Annotated in this window: 14 protein-coding genes; 3 read left to right on the top strand and 11 right to left on the bottom strand. The window is 40.2% G+C overall.

Translation table 11 applies throughout. The features are described 5' to 3' along the window. The first annotated feature begins 31 nt into the window (after window positions 1-31). The 3 genes from MJX77_RS14745 to MJX77_RS14755 all read left to right on the top strand — a co-directional run bounded on the left by MJX77_RS14745 (window position 32) and on the right by MJX77_RS14755 (window position 5,336). Window positions 32-853, top strand: coding sequence for a Crp/Fnr family transcriptional regulator (locus tag MJX77_RS14745; protein ID WP_004701544.1), 822 nt, complete (start codon window positions 32-34; stop codon window positions 851-853). Between the two features lie 117 nt (window positions 854-970). Beyond that, window positions 971-2,635: an arylsulfatase gene (locus tag MJX77_RS14750; RefSeq protein ID WP_209045009.1), complete on the top strand. Its 1,665-nt coding sequence runs from the start codon at window positions 971-973 to the stop codon at window positions 2,633-2,635. Between the two features lie 211 nt (window positions 2,636-2,846). Beyond that, window positions 2,847-5,336, top strand: a complete 2,490-nt coding sequence (locus tag MJX77_RS14755; protein WP_252059496.1) for a TonB-dependent receptor — start codon at window positions 2,847-2,849, stop codon at window positions 5,334-5,336. 66 nt (window positions 5,337-5,402) lie between these two features. On the opposite strand, the gene mgrA is transcribed toward MJX77_RS14755, so the two are convergent. From mgrA to MJX77_RS14810, 11 genes are all read right to left on the bottom strand, one after another. Further along, window positions 5,403-6,401 carry an L-glyceraldehyde 3-phosphate reductase gene (gene mgrA / locus MJX77_RS14760; protein WP_252059497.1) on the bottom strand — a complete coding sequence of 333 codons (999 nt, stop codon included), beginning with the start codon at window positions 6,399-6,401 and terminating at the stop codon, window positions 5,403-5,405. An 11-nt stretch (window positions 6,402-6,412) separates the two neighbouring features. Beyond that, a complete protein-coding gene (locus MJX77_RS14765; protein WP_252059498.1) occupies window positions 6,413-7,741 on the bottom strand; it encodes an LLM class flavin-dependent oxidoreductase in 1,329 nt (442 codons plus the stop codon). Window positions 7,742-7,803: 62 nt separating this feature from the next. Then, on the bottom strand, window positions 7,804-9,999 hold the full coding sequence (locus tag MJX77_RS14770; RefSeq protein WP_252061341.1) for a TonB-dependent receptor: 2,196 nt from the start codon (window positions 9,997-9,999) through the stop codon (window positions 7,804-7,806). Window positions 10,000-10,127: 128 nt separating this feature from the next. Next, window positions 10,128-11,195 (bottom strand): ABC transporter substrate-binding protein, encoded by a 1,068-nt coding sequence (locus tag MJX77_RS14775; RefSeq protein WP_031379810.1) that lies wholly within the window; start codon window positions 11,193-11,195, stop codon window positions 10,128-10,130. A 50-nt stretch (window positions 11,196-11,245) separates the two neighbouring features. Continuing rightward, complete coding sequence (locus MJX77_RS14780) at window positions 11,246-12,154, bottom strand: TauD/TfdA dioxygenase family protein (RefSeq protein ID WP_004701559.1); 909 nt, start codon at window positions 12,152-12,154, stop codon at window positions 11,246-11,248. A 119-nt stretch (window positions 12,155-12,273) separates the two neighbouring features. Further along, window positions 12,274-13,071 carry a Crp/Fnr family transcriptional regulator gene (locus MJX77_RS14785; RefSeq protein ID WP_252059499.1) on the bottom strand — a complete coding sequence of 266 codons (798 nt, stop codon included), beginning with the start codon at window positions 13,069-13,071 and terminating at the stop codon, window positions 12,274-12,276. A 156-nt stretch (window positions 13,072-13,227) separates the two neighbouring features. After that, window positions 13,228-13,635: an ExbD/TolR family protein gene (locus MJX77_RS14790; RefSeq protein ID WP_004925095.1), complete on the bottom strand. Its 408-nt coding sequence runs from the start codon at window positions 13,633-13,635 to the stop codon at window positions 13,228-13,230. After that, window positions 13,635-14,369: a MotA/TolQ/ExbB proton channel family protein gene (locus MJX77_RS14795; protein ID WP_252059500.1), complete on the bottom strand. Its 735-nt coding sequence runs from the start codon at window positions 14,367-14,369 to the stop codon at window positions 13,635-13,637. Before MJX77_RS14795 ends, MJX77_RS14790 begins: the two co-directional genes overlap by 1 nt. A 36-nt stretch (window positions 14,370-14,405) precedes the next feature. Then, window positions 14,406-15,254, bottom strand: a complete 849-nt coding sequence (locus MJX77_RS14800; RefSeq protein ID WP_252059501.1) for an energy transducer TonB — start codon at window positions 15,252-15,254, stop codon at window positions 14,406-14,408. A 12-nt stretch (window positions 15,255-15,266) separates the two neighbouring features. After that, entirely contained in the window at window positions 15,267-16,082 is an 816-nt protein-coding gene (locus MJX77_RS14805) for an ABC transporter ATP-binding protein (RefSeq protein WP_004701568.1), read from the bottom strand. Between the two features lie 9 nt (window positions 16,083-16,091). Next, a complete protein-coding gene (locus MJX77_RS14810) occupies window positions 16,092-17,717 on the bottom strand; it encodes an ABC transporter permease (protein WP_353619231.1) in 1,626 nt (541 codons plus the stop codon). Window positions 17,718-17,843 lie beyond the last annotated feature (126 nt).

Below are 17,843 nucleotides of genomic sequence, written 5' to 3' on the forward strand. Positions count from 1 at the left end.
TTAAAATCTTAGTTTATATCTCTGATTTATCATGAAAGCATCCTCAATTATCGAGTTTAGGAATCCTATCTCAAAATATCAGAATGATTTTGACGGCGGACAATCTTCGGATCATCAAATTATAACCAATGAATTTATTCATAAAAGTATTCGTATTTTAGAAAATTATCAGGTTATTCAATCTTTATCTAATACAGAGAAATCTACGCTTATTCAGCATTTAAAAATAAGAAAGTATTATCATAATCAAACGATATACAATCAAAATGATCCGTGTACTGATATCAATATTTTGCTTGAAGGCGCGCTTAAACTTGGCTGGAGCACATCTCAAGGCAAATACCACACCGATATTTTTGTGCCCTCAGGTACATTAATCAATATTGTTCCGATCGTAACGGGTCAACCCCTCCTTCACGACCATATTGCACAAGGTAGAACGGTCATTGCCAACCTTCCTGGCCAATTGTTTATGGATGTCATCAGAAATAATGCAGATGCTTTATTCATGGTGTTGAAATTAATCTGTGTAAGAACACAACTAAATCGTGAACAAAATTTCATTTATTCAACTGAAACATTGCAAACTCGTCTCGCTAAAAAACTAGTTTTTCTAGTGGATTATCATTCCTATCAGGACAAAGATAAAATTTTACTGAATCTCAAATTGAGTCAGGAAAATCTGGCAGAGCTTTTGCAGACTTCAAGACAAAGCATTAATAAAGAACTAGCAGCGCTTTCGAACCAAAACATTATTGAGGTTAAATACAATCAAATCTTTATTTTGGATTTTGAAAAGCTAAGCGATATTGCACAGACTCATCAGTTCAACAGTACCACTAAGTTTCTTTGATATATCTGCTTTTGTCATAATGATATGATTTTATTATGAGATAACTGTCAGAATAGAAACAGAATAAAAATTTGTCATATTTACACTAAGCATTTTAGTCGCTTTGTTGGATAAAACATGACAGATGTAAATATCAAAAACCAACCTAATATTTTATTGATTGTGGCAGATGATTTAGGCTTTTCAGATTTAGGTGCTTTTGGCGGAGAAATCAATACACCTCATTTGAATGAATTAGCATTAAACGGCTTAAGACTTACTAATTTTCATACGGCATCAACCTGCTCCCCCACTCGTGCGATGTTACTTTCAGGTACTGACCATCATTTAGCTGGTTTAGGAACCATGGCAGAGGCCCTTACCCCAGAACTTGAAGGTAAAGAAGGCTACGAAGGTGTACTAAATAACAAAGTTGCTGCATTACCAGAATTATTAAAAGATGCGGGTTACTACACCCTTATGTCTGGAAAATGGCATTTGGGACTAAAACCAGAATATTTTCCAATTAAAAAAGGGTTTGAGCGTTCTTTTGCACTATTACCTGGTGCAGCCAATCATTATCTATTTGAAGCGGATATTCCAGAAGACCAAATTCCACGCTTACTTAAGTCAACAAAAGGACTCTATGCAGAAGATGATGAGTTTTCGGAAGAACTACCCCAAGGGTTTTATTCATCAGATTATTTTACCACTCGCCTTCTAGACTTTTTACAAGATGATGAAGCACGCCAAGGACGTCCTTTTTTTGCATACTTACCTTTCTCTGCACCGCACTGGCCCTTACAGGCACCTCAGGAAGATATCGATCGATATAAAGGACGTTATGCGGATGGCCCCGTTAAATTGCGTGAACAGCGCCTTGAGAAACTCAAGCAACTTCAATTGGTAGATGCAGAAACAACGATTCACCCTGTCCTCGCTAGAACTCCATTCTGGGAAAACCTTACTCAAGAGCAACGTGATAAGTCTTCAAGAATTATGGAAGTCTATGCGGCCATGGTAGATCGTATGGATCAAAACGTTGGTCGTGTAGTGGAATACCTCAAAGATCGAGGGGAATTAGACAATACCATTGTTATTTTCCTATCAGACAATGGTGCAGAAGGTGCTCAACTTGAAGCTCTACCCGTCTTTGGGGGCCAACTTAATGAAATTATCGAGCAATATTACGACAACAGTATTGATAATATTGGACGAGCAAATTCATATGTTTGGTACGGAGAACATTGGGCACAAGCAGCTACTGCTCCTGCTCGCTTATATAAAGCCCATACTAGCGAAGGTGGAATTAGAACAGTTTCTTTCATTCACTACGCAGGGTTTAAACGCCAAAATCAGATCAGTCACGAATTTTTGACGGTCATGGATTTACTACCAACCCTATTAGATTATTTAAATATTCAGCATCCTGGTCAGGTATATAAAGGTCGTCAATTGGTACCACTCCGTGGTCGTTCTATCTTGCCGTATTTACAAGTACAACAAGATCACATTCACAGTGAAGATCATGTCACAGGCTGGGAGTTATTTGGTCAAAAGGCTCTGCGCAAAGGAGAATGGAAAGCGCTTTTCATCCCTGCCCCAAATGGTCCAAATCGCTGGCAGCTATATAACCTTAAAGATGATAAAGGCGAAACTCAGGATTTAGCAAAACAATATCCAGAAAAGCTCGATGAATTACTCAAAGAATGGGCAACTTATGTCAAAGAAAATGGTGTGATTGAAAATGTGCAACAACGAAGATTATTACAGAATGATCAGCTAGAACCATTTGAAGCATAAAAATACCGAAGAGATTAGTCTTTAGATTGAACTAAGCCAGCACCTAATGCTGGCTTTTACATTTGCCGCCTGAACAATATTTTAAAAGGCTATGTTTAAAAAATTACTATTAAATATAAAGATAAGATCATCAAAATATAAACTTAAGTTTGTACTGATAATGACAGTGTTCAATTACATAAAAATTAAAATCATCACAAAGAAAACACAAATGGAGTCATTAATGTCAGTTCAAAAGCACACCTTTCATTTCAAGAGAAAAAGATTAGTTTTAAATAAAATCACGCAAAGTTTGTTTATTTCACTTATAGGGTGTGCAGGATATTCATCTATTGTTTATGCCGAGGACACTTCCACTACTTCAGGTACAGCAGTAACGGAAGCCAGTACGTCAAATTCACAGTCAAACAGTAAAGCAGATGATGTCATTCAGCTTGCAGATGTTATTGTGACGACACGAAGACGTGAAGAAAAAGCGCAAAATGTTCCAACACCCATTAGTATTTTAAGTGCCAAAACACTGGAAACACAAAAACTCAGTAAACTTGAAGATCTACAACAAGCCCTACCCAGCCTTAACGTTGCTTTCTTAAACCCTCGTCAATCTAGTGTAGCCGTTCGGGGTTTGGGTAATAACCCAGCCAGTGATGGTTTGGAAGCTAGTGTTGGGGTCTATCTGGACAATGTTTACTTAGGTCGTCCCGGCATGGCTGTATTTGATTTATTAGATATTGCTCAACTCGAATTATTACGCGGGCCACAAGGGACATTATTTGGTAAAAACACCACGGCGGGCTTATTAAATATTAGCTCAAAACAGCCTACCTTCGACCCAGACCATTCTGCTGAAATTTCTTTTGGGTCACGCAATTATTTGCAGGCTAAAGGAACGTTTTCAGATGCTCTATCCGAAAATGTAGCAGGTCGACTCTCTTTTTATAAAACGACTCAGGATGGTTTTATTGATAATACCTATAATGGTAAAGATTATAACAATACAGATCGCGAAGGTGTACGTGGTCAAATTCTCTGGAAGCCGCAAGAGAATTTTAATTTACGTCTAATTGCAGATTACAACAAACAAGATGATGATCAAGGCGCGATGGTGGTGTACTACGCTGGGCCAACGTTTAACAGTACCGTATATGGCAATAACTACAATCGTTACTTAGAAAATGCCACACAGTCAGGTGCTAAAAATCTTTATACCAACTGGAAAGATAAACAAATTCATTCAGATGCCCCACAACATATGTCTGTTGAGCAAGGTGGTGGATCGGCAGAAGCCAATTGGTCGCTAGATAGCGGAAAAAAAATTACGTCGATCAGTGCATACCGCTTTTGGAACTTCACCCCTACCAACAGTGATTTTATTAGCTCAAATGCATTGACGAATGCCGGTGTTTCGGTTCGAGATAAACAGTATTCTCAAGAATTACGCCTAACCTCTGCTGGAAACCAAAAAGTGGATTGGGTAACTGGTCTATATTACTTTCAGCAACAGTTAGACAATACGACTTTCTCTTTATATGGAGATACGGCTGACGCATTTTATCTTTATAACGTACCGAGCGTAAGAACCTTAATAGCAAATGGTCAATCGAATATTTTGAATAATCGAGATTCGTATTCATATGGAACAACTGAGACAAAAAGCTCAGCATTATTTGGTCAAAGTACATGGCATGCGACACCGAAGTTAGACATCACCACAGGTGCACGAGTCACCTATGAAGATAAATCTGCCAGTATCTATAGAACCGACCCTATTGGCGGTACCCCAGTTTCAGGTTTAAGTGTGGCAGAGCGTAATTTACTAAATGCCCAGCTTGGCGCATACGACTCGGGTGAACTGAAGCAACATGGATTAAGTTACTCTGGCTTACTGACTGGCAGCTATCGTTTAAATCCGAGCACACTGGCCTATGCAACGTATTCACACGGCGAGAAATCAGGTGGCTTTAACCTGAGCATTGGTTCTGCACCAGCAGCGGGTGCTAACTCGTTAAAGGTTGATCCTGAAAAAGCAGATAACTATGAAATTGGATTAAAACAAAATTTTCTTAATAATACCTTACAGCTCAATAGCAATATATTCTGGATTGATGTTTCTGACTATCAAACCACAAGCTATGAGCAAGTCGGTAACTCTGTCGTGAGTGTATTGGCAAATGCGGGTAAAGTACGCAGCCGAGGGATTGAACTCGATGCAACCTATCAACCTATTCGTCGTCTTACACTTAATTTTAATGGTTCGCTTAACGATACCACCTATACAGAATACAAAAATGCTCCTGCTCCATCCAATATCAGCATTCCAACAGGCGTAAATACACAAGATCTGTCTGGAGAGCGTGTATATGGCGTACCGAAATGGATTGCAAATTTCAACTTCCGTTATGACTTAGCTGAGCATAATAACTGGCAACCCTATGTTTCAGGAAGTTATGCTTGGCGAGATTGGTCATATGGTTCTTTAGATAATAACCCGTACAGTGTTATCAAAGCATATGGATTAACAAATGCGAGTCTAGGTGCACGACATCGTATTGGTGAAAATGAACTAGATGTTGCGCTATGGGTAAAAAACCTGACTAATGAAACCTATGTTACTAATACATGGAACTCTTCTAATGGTATTGTTCTCGCGAGTTTAGGTCAGCCTCGTACCATTGGTGCAACAGTGAAACTTAGCTTTTAACAAATAAAATGCTCAATCATTGCAGCATTGGCTCCTTGAAAGCCATGCTGCAAATTTTGTATAGAGTTATGGCGTATTTAGAATAGTGTCAATCTGATTCAGCTCATCTGCACTAAACGCCGTATTTTGCAATGCTTTTAAGTTTTCGATGATCTGCTCTGGTCGACTAGCACCGATGATGGTCGATGTAATCCGTTCATCACGTAAAACCCACGACAGTGAAAATTGAGCCAATGTTTGGTCTCGACGCTTTGCTATTTCATTTAACTGCTGTATTTGCTGTAGTTTCAATGCAACGAGGTGCTCTGACTGTAAATAACGACTACCACGTCCGATACGTGAATCTTCAGGTACACCATTAAGATATCGTCCAGCCAATAGACCTTGAGCCAGTGGTGAGAACGTAATTACACCAAAACCCTCTTGTTTAGCAGTCTCCGTTAAACCTTGCTCAATCTGGCGTTCAAAAAAATTGTAAATCGGTTGATGCAAAGTAAGTGGAACATGATAGGTCTGAAGCAATTCTATCAACTGTAAAGTTAACTCTGGTGTATATCCAGAAGAAATCCCCACATAGAGAGCTTTACCTTGCTCCACAATATCGGCAAGTGTCTTGGCTGTTTCTTCAAGAGGTGTTTCTGAGTCATAACGATGTGAATAAAAAATATCGACATAATCAAGCCCCAGTCGCAGTAAACTTTGATCAAGACTAGCCATCAGGTATTTTCGGCTGCTACCACCTTGTCCATAAGGTCCAGGCCACATGTCCCAGCCTGCCTTTGTCGAAATAATAAGTTCATCTCGATATGGCTTGAAGTCGGTTTTTAAAAAGTGCCCAATATTTTTCTCTGCACTTCCATAGGGTGTTCCATAATTATTGGCTAGATCGAAATGATTAATCCCATGATCAAACGCCGTATAAAGTACCGATTTTTGTTGCTGAATTGGAGTGTCATCTCCAAAGTTATGCCAGCAACCAAGTGATAATGGTGGTAATACCAACCCACTATTTTTAATTTTTCGATATTGAAATGATTGATATCTTTCTGAATTTGCGAGATACATGCTTTGTCCTTTTAATCGGCAGCAGCCAAGAGGCCGAGGTTTTGTCTTAATGTTTGCCCTTCATATTCTTTGCGGAATAAATTGCGCTGTTGAAGGATGGGAATAACCAGATCGACAAAGTCTCTAATGCCGTTTGATATGACGGCCGGCATAACGTTAAATCCATCTGCTGCACCACTAACGAACCACTCCTCGAGTTGATCGGCGATATATTCTGGCGTACCAACCAAACAAAAATGCCCTCGTCCCGATGCAATACGTTGGTAGAGCTGTTTAATGGTTAGATCCTGCTCTTGCCCGAGTGCCTGAATTAATTGCTGGCGACTTTGCTGCCCCGTTTGGGTTTCAGATAAATCTAAGGAAGCTAAAGGCTGATTCACATCAACATCGCTTAAGTCAAAATTACCCAACATTCTGCCTAAAAGCCCAAGGCCAATGTCATCATCAACGAGTTCATCTAAAAGCTGTTGCTGCTTCTTAGCATCTTCATGCGAATGTGCAACAAGCACATATACACCGGGCATCACTACCAACTCATGCTCTTGACGATCAAAGTCTTCAAGACGTTGCTTTACATCACTATAAAACTGCTGTGCAGCTGCCAAGTTGGATTGGGCAGTAAAAATGACATCTGCTGTACGAGCTGCTAGATTTTTACCTCGTTCTGAACTGCCTGCCTGAACCACCACAGGGTGAGACTGTGGGCTTGGGCTAATATTGAGTGGACCTTTTACCTGAAAAATATCACCGCAATGATTGAGCGTATGTACCTTATCTGGATTAAAGAAAATACCTCTGGCTTTATCGTGAATAGCTGCATCTTCATCCCAACTATTCCAAAGTCCTTTTACGACATCATGAAATTCTTCAGCACGTGCATAGCGGTCTTGATGTTTGACATGTTCCTTTGTGCTGAAATTTTTCGCTTCAAGTGCAAAATCGGTGGTGACGAGGTTCCAGCCTGCACGTCCAGCAGAAATCTGGTCTAAAGAAGCAAACTTTCTTGCGAGATGATATGGCTCATTGTAGGTTGTCGTGGCTGTTCCAATGAGTCCAATATGACGGGTTTGTGTCGCGATTGCTGAAAGTAATGTGAGAGGTTCAATCTCGCTACCGCGAATTTTGCCTGATGTCGCAGTTGCTGGATCAACAGCTAAACTATCGGCAAAAAAAATGGCATCAAATTTCCCCTCTTCAGCTATTTTTGCTGCACTTAAGTAGCGTTCATAGGGGCTTAGGTTTAATTGACTCGCTGGATGTCTCCAACTGGCCAAATGATGGCCATAACCGTCTAAAAATAAATTAAGGTGAAGCTTTCGTGTAGACGAAGGATTACTCATTTTAATCAGTCCAATGGATGGGTGTACACCTCGAAAAAAACGAGGCGTACTAGACATACTTTTTAGAAATTTTTACGGAATGAAATGCCAAAATAGCGTTCATCATCTCTAGGGACTTGACGAGTAATACGGCTACCATTTGTGCTCAGTAAGGTCGCATATGATTTATCCGTTATATTTCGTACATTCAATGCCAATCGCCAGTCAGAAGCAGTATCAGCTAAAGCGATACTCGCGTTCAAAAGCCCATATGCACCCTGAATGGTGTTTTGGTTTTGGTCGAGACTGAACTGTACTTTGCTCTGCCATGCATATTGGGTTGAAAGTTCAATTTGCTTGTTATTTGCCAGAGTAAAATAGCGATCGAGCTGGGTATTAAATTTCCAATCCGGAGAAAATGGCAGTGGCTTACCATTTACATTTGGGCAAGAGGTATCGGCAGCTGGACATTTGAAGTCATCAATTCGTGCATGTGTATAGGCACCTGAAAAGTTTAGTGCCCAATTTGGATTAATTTTATATACCGAATCAATTTCAGCCCCATAGGTTGAGACACTTCCTGCATTCACCAAGCGGGTTATCGGGAAACCATTTGGATCGAGGGTTCTAAAATTTGCCTGATAGTTATCATAATCCGTATTAAATAACGCCACATTGACACGCAGACGATTATTTAACCATTGAGATTTGAGACCAAGTTCGTAAGAGTTAGCTGTTTCAGGATCAATGACAGGCGTATCATTTTGCTGCATATTAAAATAAACGTTATATGCAGGACCTTTATAACCTCTCGAATAGGTAAAATAGCCCAATATATTCGGTGTAAAGTCATATTGAGGTCCAATGCGGCCTGAAACTCCAGTTTCACTGGTCGATCCATCACTGCTAAATGAAGAACGAATGGCATTTCGGACACCTACACTGCTTGGAACAGTCGAAACTCGGCTGTGATCATAAGACAACTCATCTCGAGTAACGCGTAAACCAGCAATCCATCTCAACCGATTTGTGAAATGAAAGGTACCTTCACCAAATGCAGCATAGTTGGTGCTGTCTGTATTATAGATTGCCTTACCAAAATCTACGACATAAGCATTAGAAGCATTGTTGTACCAAGTTGATTCACGTTGATAAGTCTCATCGTTTTTGTTTTTAGAAAAATATAGACCCGCGACATAATCAAAAAAACCATGATCGAGCGGTTTAATTCTAATTTCTTGAGAAAATTGCTTACTGTTAACATGACCTAAATCGGCAATTCCGGCAAAATTTGGTGTCGGAGCAGCAAGTTGATCACTGTCACCAATCTGTGTGTTTTTCCATTGGCGAAAGGCTGTAATAGATGATAATTGATGATTGGTTAATGTCCAGTCTGCGGTAAGTGCTACACCCTGATTGGTATCATCAGTCGAGGCTTGAGTATTTTCAACCGTACTTCGATTGGTTGGAGATGCGACAACAGGCGATAATGCTGCTGCATAGTTGGCATCGGTATTTTTAACCACAATGCCTGTCGGGGCACTCCCTTTTTTATGCAGATAATCGGCAGTAAAGCCCAACACTAAACTATCGGTGGGCGTATATTCAAATTTGGTTCTAAAACCATAATTTTTATAGCCATTAACATCTTGATTGGTTGTAAGGTTGTCTACATTGCCATCAAAATTACCTAATAGCGCCGAGACATTGGCAGTTAATTTTTCAGGAATTAATGTACCAGATGCTCCTAGTTTAATTCGTTGTTCACCATCGTTAGTGGCATAGGCATCGATATAACCAGAGGTTTCACTGGTTGGATTTTTGGTCACAATATTGACTACACCTGCCGATGCATTTTTACCAAAAAGTGTTCCTTGGGGACCACGTAGGACTTCAATACGATCTACATCTAACAAATCAAGTGTTGCTTGCCCCGGTCGGCTGTACACAACACCATCTATAACTGTTGAAACAGAAGGTTCAACACCCGGTGAAGTGGTAACAGTTCCAATACCGCGAACAAATAAAGAAGTATCTTTATTGGAAGCTCCTGCCCGAAAGTTAACACTCGGTACTTGTGTTACCAGTGTTTCAAGTGAGTTTTGCTGTTGCTTATCGAGTTCTTTTCCACTAATGACTGAAACGGCAACGGGTACTTTTTGGAGTGATTCTTCACGGCGTGTTGCTGTCACAACAACGATCTCTAATTGAGCCACATCCTCTGAAGAACGTGCGGTGCTTGAGACTGTTTCTGCATGAGCTTGTCCCCAAACTGACAAGATACTCAGCGAAAGCAGACTTAAATTTAAAATTTTTTGTTTAGTTACTGACGTGAACGGATCACGCCCTACATTTCTCGAATGTATCGACATTATTTACCCCATAATTAAGTTTTAAAAGACGATGCTTATTTCACTGATTTCAAATATTCGTACTGCTGAGTTGGCTTCCAGTAAGTCTTTAAATTTGATTGTTCAAGTGCTTGATTTACAAATGACGGATTAATCCAGCTTTTGACGTCAATATTTTTGCGTATCAACCCTTGTTGCGTAGCCAAAGTGATTTTTTGCTGCAATTGTTGGGTGTAATAGCCATCAAATAGCGGTGAATATAAAAACTTCAGATTTACACCATTGAGTTCCTGAGCATAGATAGATGCCGGATAACCAGATTGGGTAAAAAAGAGTGCGACTTGAGGTACGCGATTTTGCTCATTTGAGAGCCAATTAAGCCCTTTTACAACCTGAGTCACCACCTGTTGTGTTTCATTTGGATGTTGTCGAATAAACGATTGACGACCTAAAAACACACCTTGAGTAGATCCTGCACCATTTAACTGACGACTACTGATAGGCAAGTTAACGATGTGTTTGTCACGTAACGCAAAAAATCGAGAAGGTCCCCATGACGCATCAATTTTTTTTGCGGCCAAAGCGGCGTTGACGGCGTTAAAGTCTAAATTGACCACTCGCACATCGCTGAGCTTTAAACCTTGGCTGTTCAATGCACTCACAAATGACAATTCATCTGCTGTTCCTCTTAACAAACCAACGCGTTTTCCTTTTAATTCAGCAAAGTTTTTGATCGGAAGATCAGATCTTACTGCTAGATAATTGGTGATGCCGCGCGCTGTTGGAACAAGTAATTGGGTATCTAATCCATTGGCTTTACCAATGATTGGAGGTAAATCCCCTAAAAAGGCGAAATCCAGTTGATTGTTGGCCAAAGCTTCATTAATGGCTGGCCCAGCACCTTTAAAGAAATGCCATTCCACTTTGACATTGTTTTTTGCAAGTTCTTGCTCAAGCCATTTTTTGTTGTAAAGCACATCAACAACTCCACCACCTGCGTGTTTTTGACCAGCAGTCAAATCGGGAGAACCAATTCGGATTGTTTTAAGGCTTTCAGCATAACTGGCATGTCCAAAAGCCAATAAGCTCAGCAAGATCAATTTTTTAAAAATTGATGGTTTCATTATATCTTCCACATTTTTATTGATAAATCAGCGTCGTATTGCTTAGACGCTTAAGACGTAGATGGCTTAATTTGCTTACTCGCTTTGCCATCGATATCAACAGGAACATCGCCTGCCAACGTAACGCGTCGCATAATACGCAAGGCATTACCATAATCATTGACGGCTAAATGCTGAGTGGCACGGTTGTCCCAAATAGCGACATCTCCATCCTTCCACGTCCAGCGAATCGTGTTTTCTGGTTTGGTAATACGATCTTGAAAAATTTCAAACAGCTTGTTGGACTCTTTAGCAGTCAGACCTACAAAACGTTTAAAAAATTGGCCTAAAATTAAGGTTCGTTTACCTGTTTCAGGGTGTACTCTGACCAATGGGTGTTCTGCCTCGTAGACTGTTGAAGCAAAGATTTTTTGATGGCGTTTTACGACTTCATCACTTGCAGAAGGTCGAAAACCACCATAATCAAAATCATTGGTGTGAATCGCACGGAGCTGATTGGCAAGGAGCTTTAGCGGCTCTGGTAATTCATCATAGGCAGCTTCTGTATTTGCCCATGTGGTATCTCCCCCTCGATTGGGCGTAGTTACCGCTCTTAGAATGCTGATTTTTGGATAATTTGATACAAAGGTGACATCGGTATGCCAAACGTCTGCACGACCGTCATGACGGGAATCAAGTTCAAATATATAAGTCGAACCCTCTGCCACTGGAACAGTAGGATGTGAAATAGGTTGCCCAAGTAATTCGGCAAATTTTTCCTGTTCTTGATCGGTTAAATGTTCCTGATTACGGAAAAAAATAACTTTATGTTCAAGCAATGATTGCCTAATTTGATCCAAGACCTCAGGGTTAAGGTTTGAAGATAATTCAACACCATTAATTTGCGCACCGATACGACCTGCTAAAGGGATCACATCGATTAACTCACTCACTGGTTTTCTTATTAATAAATCTGCCATATCATCGTTCTCGTCATTGATGATATGAGTTTAGAAATTACCCCCTTTAAATTCTGCAACAAAAATTACATAGCATTTCTGCATTTATGAAAAATTATTCATAATTCGTCATAATCTCTTTAGTACAGTAAGGCTTTTAATTTGTCGATGTCTTTTACGGAGATATGATTGTATTTTGTTTCTATAATGCCTTCTTCAACAAACCACTGAATTTCCTTTCTGATACTTTGTCTCGATATTTTTAAAAGCTCAGCTAAATTTTCTTGTGAGAGTTTTAATAAAACCTCAATACCTTTTTGAGTTTGAGTCGAAAAAAATTCAATTAAATAGATGAGCTGTCGCGCAATTTGTACCTTTAAAGGTTGTGTAGATGTGTGATAGATATCATTGTCTAAAAGCCGTGTTCTTTGGCATACCAATTTTAAAACCTGATATAGCATGTGTGAATTGTGCTGTATGGTGTGCTTAAAGATATGTTCAGGAATGGTTGCAATCACAGTTGCTTCATGTGCAACATATTCATGTTCTAAGGCAGATTCAGAAATAAGATAGACAATATTTAATAGTGCGCCTGTAGGAATAAAGCGATGAATAAGATATTTCCCATCGTATGAATTCCAACCTAACTTGAGTACACCACTTAAAACAATGATCAGTTCACGACAGTCTTGATTTCTCGAATATAGCACTTGCCCTTGATAAAGATGCTTTATCTTAATTTCATTAAATAACTTCTGCTTTTCTTCAAGCGAACATGCGTCCATGAATTCACATTCTGACAGCATTTGTTCAGCCAGTTTTTTATATTCAAAGGTAATGTTGAAATCTTGATAACGATTGATATGAGTTTGATCTAATAAATCTAAAAAATGATCATAGTTATTTCTTCTTTTATCGTTATAAACAAGTGTTGTCATTCGCCATCTCACCATCAAATTGAAGCTCTAAAATAGACCATACAACCTAATCGTGAAATTCAAGTTTAATATAAATTTAGATTAAACAATTATATGAAAATCAAGATCTCAAATTTGGATCTTGATTTTCTTTCGTCTTGTTTCTTTTGATAGAACTTAAGACTTAGGCGATGTAATGACTGATAGTTTATCAACGCCTACCCGTTCTATGCTGGCCAGTAACTTGGCAACTGTACCATAAGGAACCGTCTCATCTGCATTCAGGTTCAGAGCCAGTTTAGGATTGGCCGCCTTACGCGTTTGAATGGCCTGTTCGAAGTGTTCAAGAGTGACTTTATCTTTATCCAGATAAATTTCCCCTTTTGGATTAACACTAATGACCACAGCCTTGGTTTGATCTGTCACCTGCGTTGGTGCAGCCTTGGGTAAGTTTACCTTAACAGTATTAGTCAGTAAGGGCGCCGTGACGATAAACACAATCAACAGAACCAACATCACGTCCACTAGAGGGGTAATGTTGATCTCGCTGACGACATCATCTTGTTCTGATGTTGAAATGGCCATTATGCATATACCTTTTCTTTATTGTGGTTATGGCTTAAATCGCTGGCTGGAATACTTGTATTTGTTGTTTTTGCCTTGACTGTCTTAAGCTGGAAACCTGATTTTTGGTTTAGGCTGACAAAATCGGTCGCAAAGTCATCTAGTTCTGCCCCGATAGTTTTTACTTTACGCACAAAATAGTTATATGCCAGTACTGCTGGAACAGCCACTGCAATCCCGATGCCTGTTGCAACTAGCGCTTCACCAATCGGCCCTGCAACGACATCCATACTGGCATTACCCGAATGTGCAATGGCCTGTAAAGCATGGATAATCCCAAAGACTGTACCAAATAGGCCAATGAAAGGTGCATTATTACCAATTGATGCGAGCAAGGCAGAGCCTTTTTCTAGCTGGCGACGTTCTGACAAAATTTGTTTGCGTAAATGACGCTCGAGTAAATCTTGACGACTCCAGCTATGTTGTAAATCTTGATGAGTATCGTCATCTGCATCGGCAAGTGTTTTAAAACCAGTATTTGCAATGCGTGCCACTGGTCCTTGCCCTGCTTCCGATTTTTGAATCGCATCTTGCAGATTTTTGGCACTCCAGAATTCTTCTGCAAAGGCTTTACTTTGGCGGTTGGCTTTTTGGGTTTGAACCAGTTTAATGACAATCAAACCCCACGTCACAACTGAAAAAGCAACCAATAACCAGATAGTCCCATCGTGGATCAGGGAGTTTATATCACTCATGTTAAAATTCCTTATAGATCAATATTAAGTTAAAAATTATTTTGGGAGCTGATAGTGAATAGGAACATCGACCCAACCTTCGACTGGTGTCTTCCCTTTTAAAGCGGGTGAGAATTTCCATTGTTTTACGGTTCTCACCGCTGCACTATCGAGTATTTTTTTGCCACTGCTCTGTTTGACTGTCACGCTATCAGGACTGCCATTTGGCAAGACTTTTACCCTCAAGATGACTGAACCTTCCCAACCTCTATCGAGAGCCTGTTCAGGATATTCAGGCGCTGGATTACTTAAATAACCCGCATAGCCTTTTGCTTCTGTAACTGGCAAGTTGTCATCAGCAGCTTTCGCAGGTGCTTCAGCGGGTTTTGAAACGGGTTGTTGAACAGGAGCCGCCACCACGTTTTTACTTAAGGGTTCCGCTACAGGTCGCGGTTGCTCTACTACCTTATGCTGTTCAACAGGTTTAGGCTGCTCAACGTGTTTCTGTACTGTTTTTGGTGTTTCTATTTGCTTTTGTACAGGCTCAGGCTTTGGGCTAACAGGCGGTATCTTTGGCTTTTGCACTACTGGAGGGATTTTAGGTTCAATCACCTTAGGTGGTTCAGGCGGTTTGACAATCTCTATCACCACAGGGTCATGTGTTTTAACATCAAGCTGAGGTGTAGGAAGTTGTTTGGCGATATACCAGATTCCCAAATGTGCCGCAGCAACGGCGACAATCGCAATTGCCAAAGCATTCTTTTTTGGCCCAGCAGGATCATTTCCAGCATCTACGTTTACGTTATGGCTAAAAGGATCATTAACCGTCGTTATCTGGGTGACCTGATTGGATAATTGCTCAAATAAAAATGCTTTTCTAATCGAGCCTTGACTAAATTCACTCATCAATAACTCCTATTAACCAATTTTGTCTTCGGTCAAAATCCGAAAAATCTGTTCTTTTAATTGATGCAATTCAAAACTTGAACGATTTCGGGGACGCGGCAAGTTGACGGGAATAATCTGTTCAACACGACCAGGTTTGGGTTTTAAAATCACCACACGATCTGCCAGAGTTACAGCCTCTTCCACATCATGCGTAATAAAAACAGTGGTCATTTTTTGTTGGGATTGAATGCGTAGCAATTCATTTTGCATTTGATGCCGTGTTAATGCGTCCAAGGCACCAAACGGTTCGTCTAACAGAAAAATACGTGGTTGCACCACAAGACTACGAGCAATAGCTACACGTTGAGACATCCCGCCAGATAGTTGGTGTGGGTAGGCCTTTTCAAAGCCATTTAAGCCAATCAGCTCAATTGCTTTCTGGACCAGAATATCTTTATCACGTGAAGTTAACGCCTCATTTAATAAACCCAGCTCAATGTTTTGCTCAACGGTAAGCCAAGGAAATAAGCGATGTTCTTGAAAAACTACCGCTCGATCGCCGCCAATCCCGCTTACATCGGCACCATCAATTAAAATTCGACCATCAAAATCTTGATCTAGTCCTGCCAAAAGACGTAAGAGCGTAGATTTACCACAACCACTGCTACCTACAATTGCAATAAACTCCCCTTCTTTAATTTCTAGATTAAAGTCGTGAATGACTTTGACAGGTTGTTGATTGACGACAAAAGACTTATGAACATGATGAAATGCCACACGTGTTTGAGCATTAGATTGAAAAGATTGGTGATGTTTTTCAGTATTTGTATTAAGGGTAATTGTCATGATCGGACCTCAATTTTTTCGCCAAGATGTTGCGTAGTTTTCAGTTATTTTGCCCAGCCATGCCAGAATCGCCCCTAAACCAGCGACCAAAACGGTTGCTGCTATCACACGCTCCATTTCAAAGTTTTGCTGTGCTGCCATCATGTAGCTACCTATGCCAATTCCAGAGCCCATCAAGTATTCAGCTCCAAAAGATGCCATCCACGAATAGAGCAATGCCAATCGAAACCCAGCAAACATTGAAGGTGCAATGCTTGGTAAAATCAAAAGCGTTAAGCGTTGAAGCAATGTCATTCTTAAGGTGCTTGATACTTCAACAAGCTGCATTGGAATGCTCGACATGCCTTTCCATGTCGCAATAAACATCGGAAAAAATGTCGCTATTGAAATGAAAACAATTTTTGATAAATCTTCGAGCCCAAACCAAGCTGTCAGTAGTGGAATCCAAGCAAAAATGGCAATGAGACGTAATGTGTTGAGTGTAGGCGCCAACAGATTTTCAATAGGTTTAAATAGACCCACCACAATTCCTACTGACGCCCCAATTAGCCCGCCAATAATCAAACCCAAAATTGCACGATAAAGGCTGTAATACATAGCAGTAGTGAGTGAGAAATCTTGAATGCCTGACCACAGTGCCTCTAATACTTTCCATGGTGCAGGCAAAATTTGACTCGAAATCAAGTTAAACCAACTGCTCACTGCCCAAAGCACCACTAAACTCAAAGGTAAAACCCATGACTTGAAAACATCGGATCTGTTTTTTTTGTGAAAAGTATGAGCACTTAAAGCAGCATGTGGCCAGAACACAAACTTACGTTCAATTCGATGCAGGATAAAATCGAAAATAATTCCTACAGATGCGATCACAAAAATCGTGACAAAGACAATATCAAGCTGAAATAGCTGACGACCTGTCACCATCAAATATCCAATGCCTTCCGATGAAGCCAACAACTCAACAGCAATTAAGCTCGTCCAACCTGCTGCAACAGCTAGTCTTAAACCAGTAAAGAAATATGGAAGTGTGGCTGGAAGGACAAGTTTTGTGAGCAAGGTTAGGCGATTAAACTGTAAGATTGCTGCCATTTCTTTGAGCTTGGGTTGAATGTCACGTACCCCTGCCTGAGTATGTAAGGCAATCGGCACCATCGTAGCCTTAAAAATGATGAAGATTTTTAAACTATTTTCGATGCCGAGCCAGATCATGAGCAAAGGTAACCAAGCCAATGTTGGGATAATGACCAGCGCATAAAACGTTGCAGAAAGGTATTGTTCTGCAATGCGGCTATAACCCAATAAAACACCTAGAAATACGCCGCCTAATACACCTGACAATAAGCCAAGACCAAAGCGCTCAAGACTGATCGCAAGCTGTGACCATAGATCTTGAGATGCGATTTCAACGAAAGAATTCCACGTGTCTTTGGGGGTAGGTAAAATTTGGGCAGGCATCCATTGCTCATTTGACGCTACCCACCACAGTAAGAATAAACAAAGAGGTACAATCCAATAGATCGCAAGCGAGTTAAAATACCCAACAGAAATGAACCATGGTTTCTTGGTACTTTTCCAGACAATGCCGGATGAATTTTTTTGCGAAATTATTTCTTTCATATCTCGATATATATCCATACATTCTGCTGTTATAGATTTCTCAGAATGTTTAACTAAACGTATACCTGATGATCATTTATCCGTGTCATGCAGATCTAATATGAGACGTGTTGTGATCATCTTTGGTGTTATGCTCTGGATGAG

This window comes from Acinetobacter sp. AHP123 (genome assembly GCF_023757925.1).
Taxonomy (GTDB): Bacteria; Pseudomonadota; Gammaproteobacteria; order Pseudomonadales; family Moraxellaceae; genus Acinetobacter; species Acinetobacter oleivorans.

Coding starts and splice junctions, on each gene's coding strand:
- MJX77_RS14750 (WP_209045009.1), top strand. CDS start 971: ATGACAGATGTAAATATCAAAAACCAACCTAATATTTTATTGATTGTG.
- MJX77_RS14805 (WP_004701568.1), bottom strand. CDS start 16,082: ATGACAATTACCCTTAATACAAATACTGAAAAACATCACCAATCTTTT.
- MJX77_RS14810 (WP_353619231.1), bottom strand. CDS start 17,717: ATGGATATATATCGAGATATGAAAGAAATAATTTCGCAAAAAAATTCA.
- MJX77_RS14785 (WP_252059499.1), bottom strand. CDS start 13,071: ATGACAACACTTGTTTATAACGATAAAAGAAGAAATAACTATGATCAT.
- MJX77_RS14775 (WP_031379810.1), bottom strand. CDS start 11,195: ATGAAACCATCAATTTTTAAAAAATTGATCTTGCTGAGCTTATTGGCT.
- MJX77_RS14800 (WP_252059501.1), bottom strand. CDS start 15,254: ATGAGTGAATTTAGTCAAGGCTCGATTAGAAAAGCATTTTTATTTGAG.
- MJX77_RS14765 (WP_252059498.1), bottom strand. CDS start 7,741: ATGAGTAATCCTTCGTCTACACGAAAGCTTCACCTTAATTTATTTTTA.
- MJX77_RS14780 (WP_004701559.1), bottom strand. CDS start 12,154: ATGGCAGATTTATTAATAAGAAAACCAGTGAGTGAGTTAATCGATGTG.
- MJX77_RS14755 (WP_252059496.1), top strand. CDS start 2,847: ATGGAGTCATTAATGTCAGTTCAAAAGCACACCTTTCATTTCAAGAGA.
- MJX77_RS14745 (WP_004701544.1), top strand. CDS start 32: ATGAAAGCATCCTCAATTATCGAGTTTAGGAATCCTATCTCAAAATAT.
- MJX77_RS14790 (WP_004925095.1), bottom strand. CDS start 13,635: ATGGCCATTTCAACATCAGAACAAGATGATGTCGTCAGCGAGATCAAC.
- mgrA (WP_252059497.1), bottom strand. CDS start 6,401: ATGTATCTCGCAAATTCAGAAAGATATCAATCATTTCAATATCGAAAA.
- MJX77_RS14795 (WP_252059500.1), bottom strand. CDS start 14,369: ATGAGTGATATAAACTCCCTGATCCACGATGGGACTATCTGGTTATTG.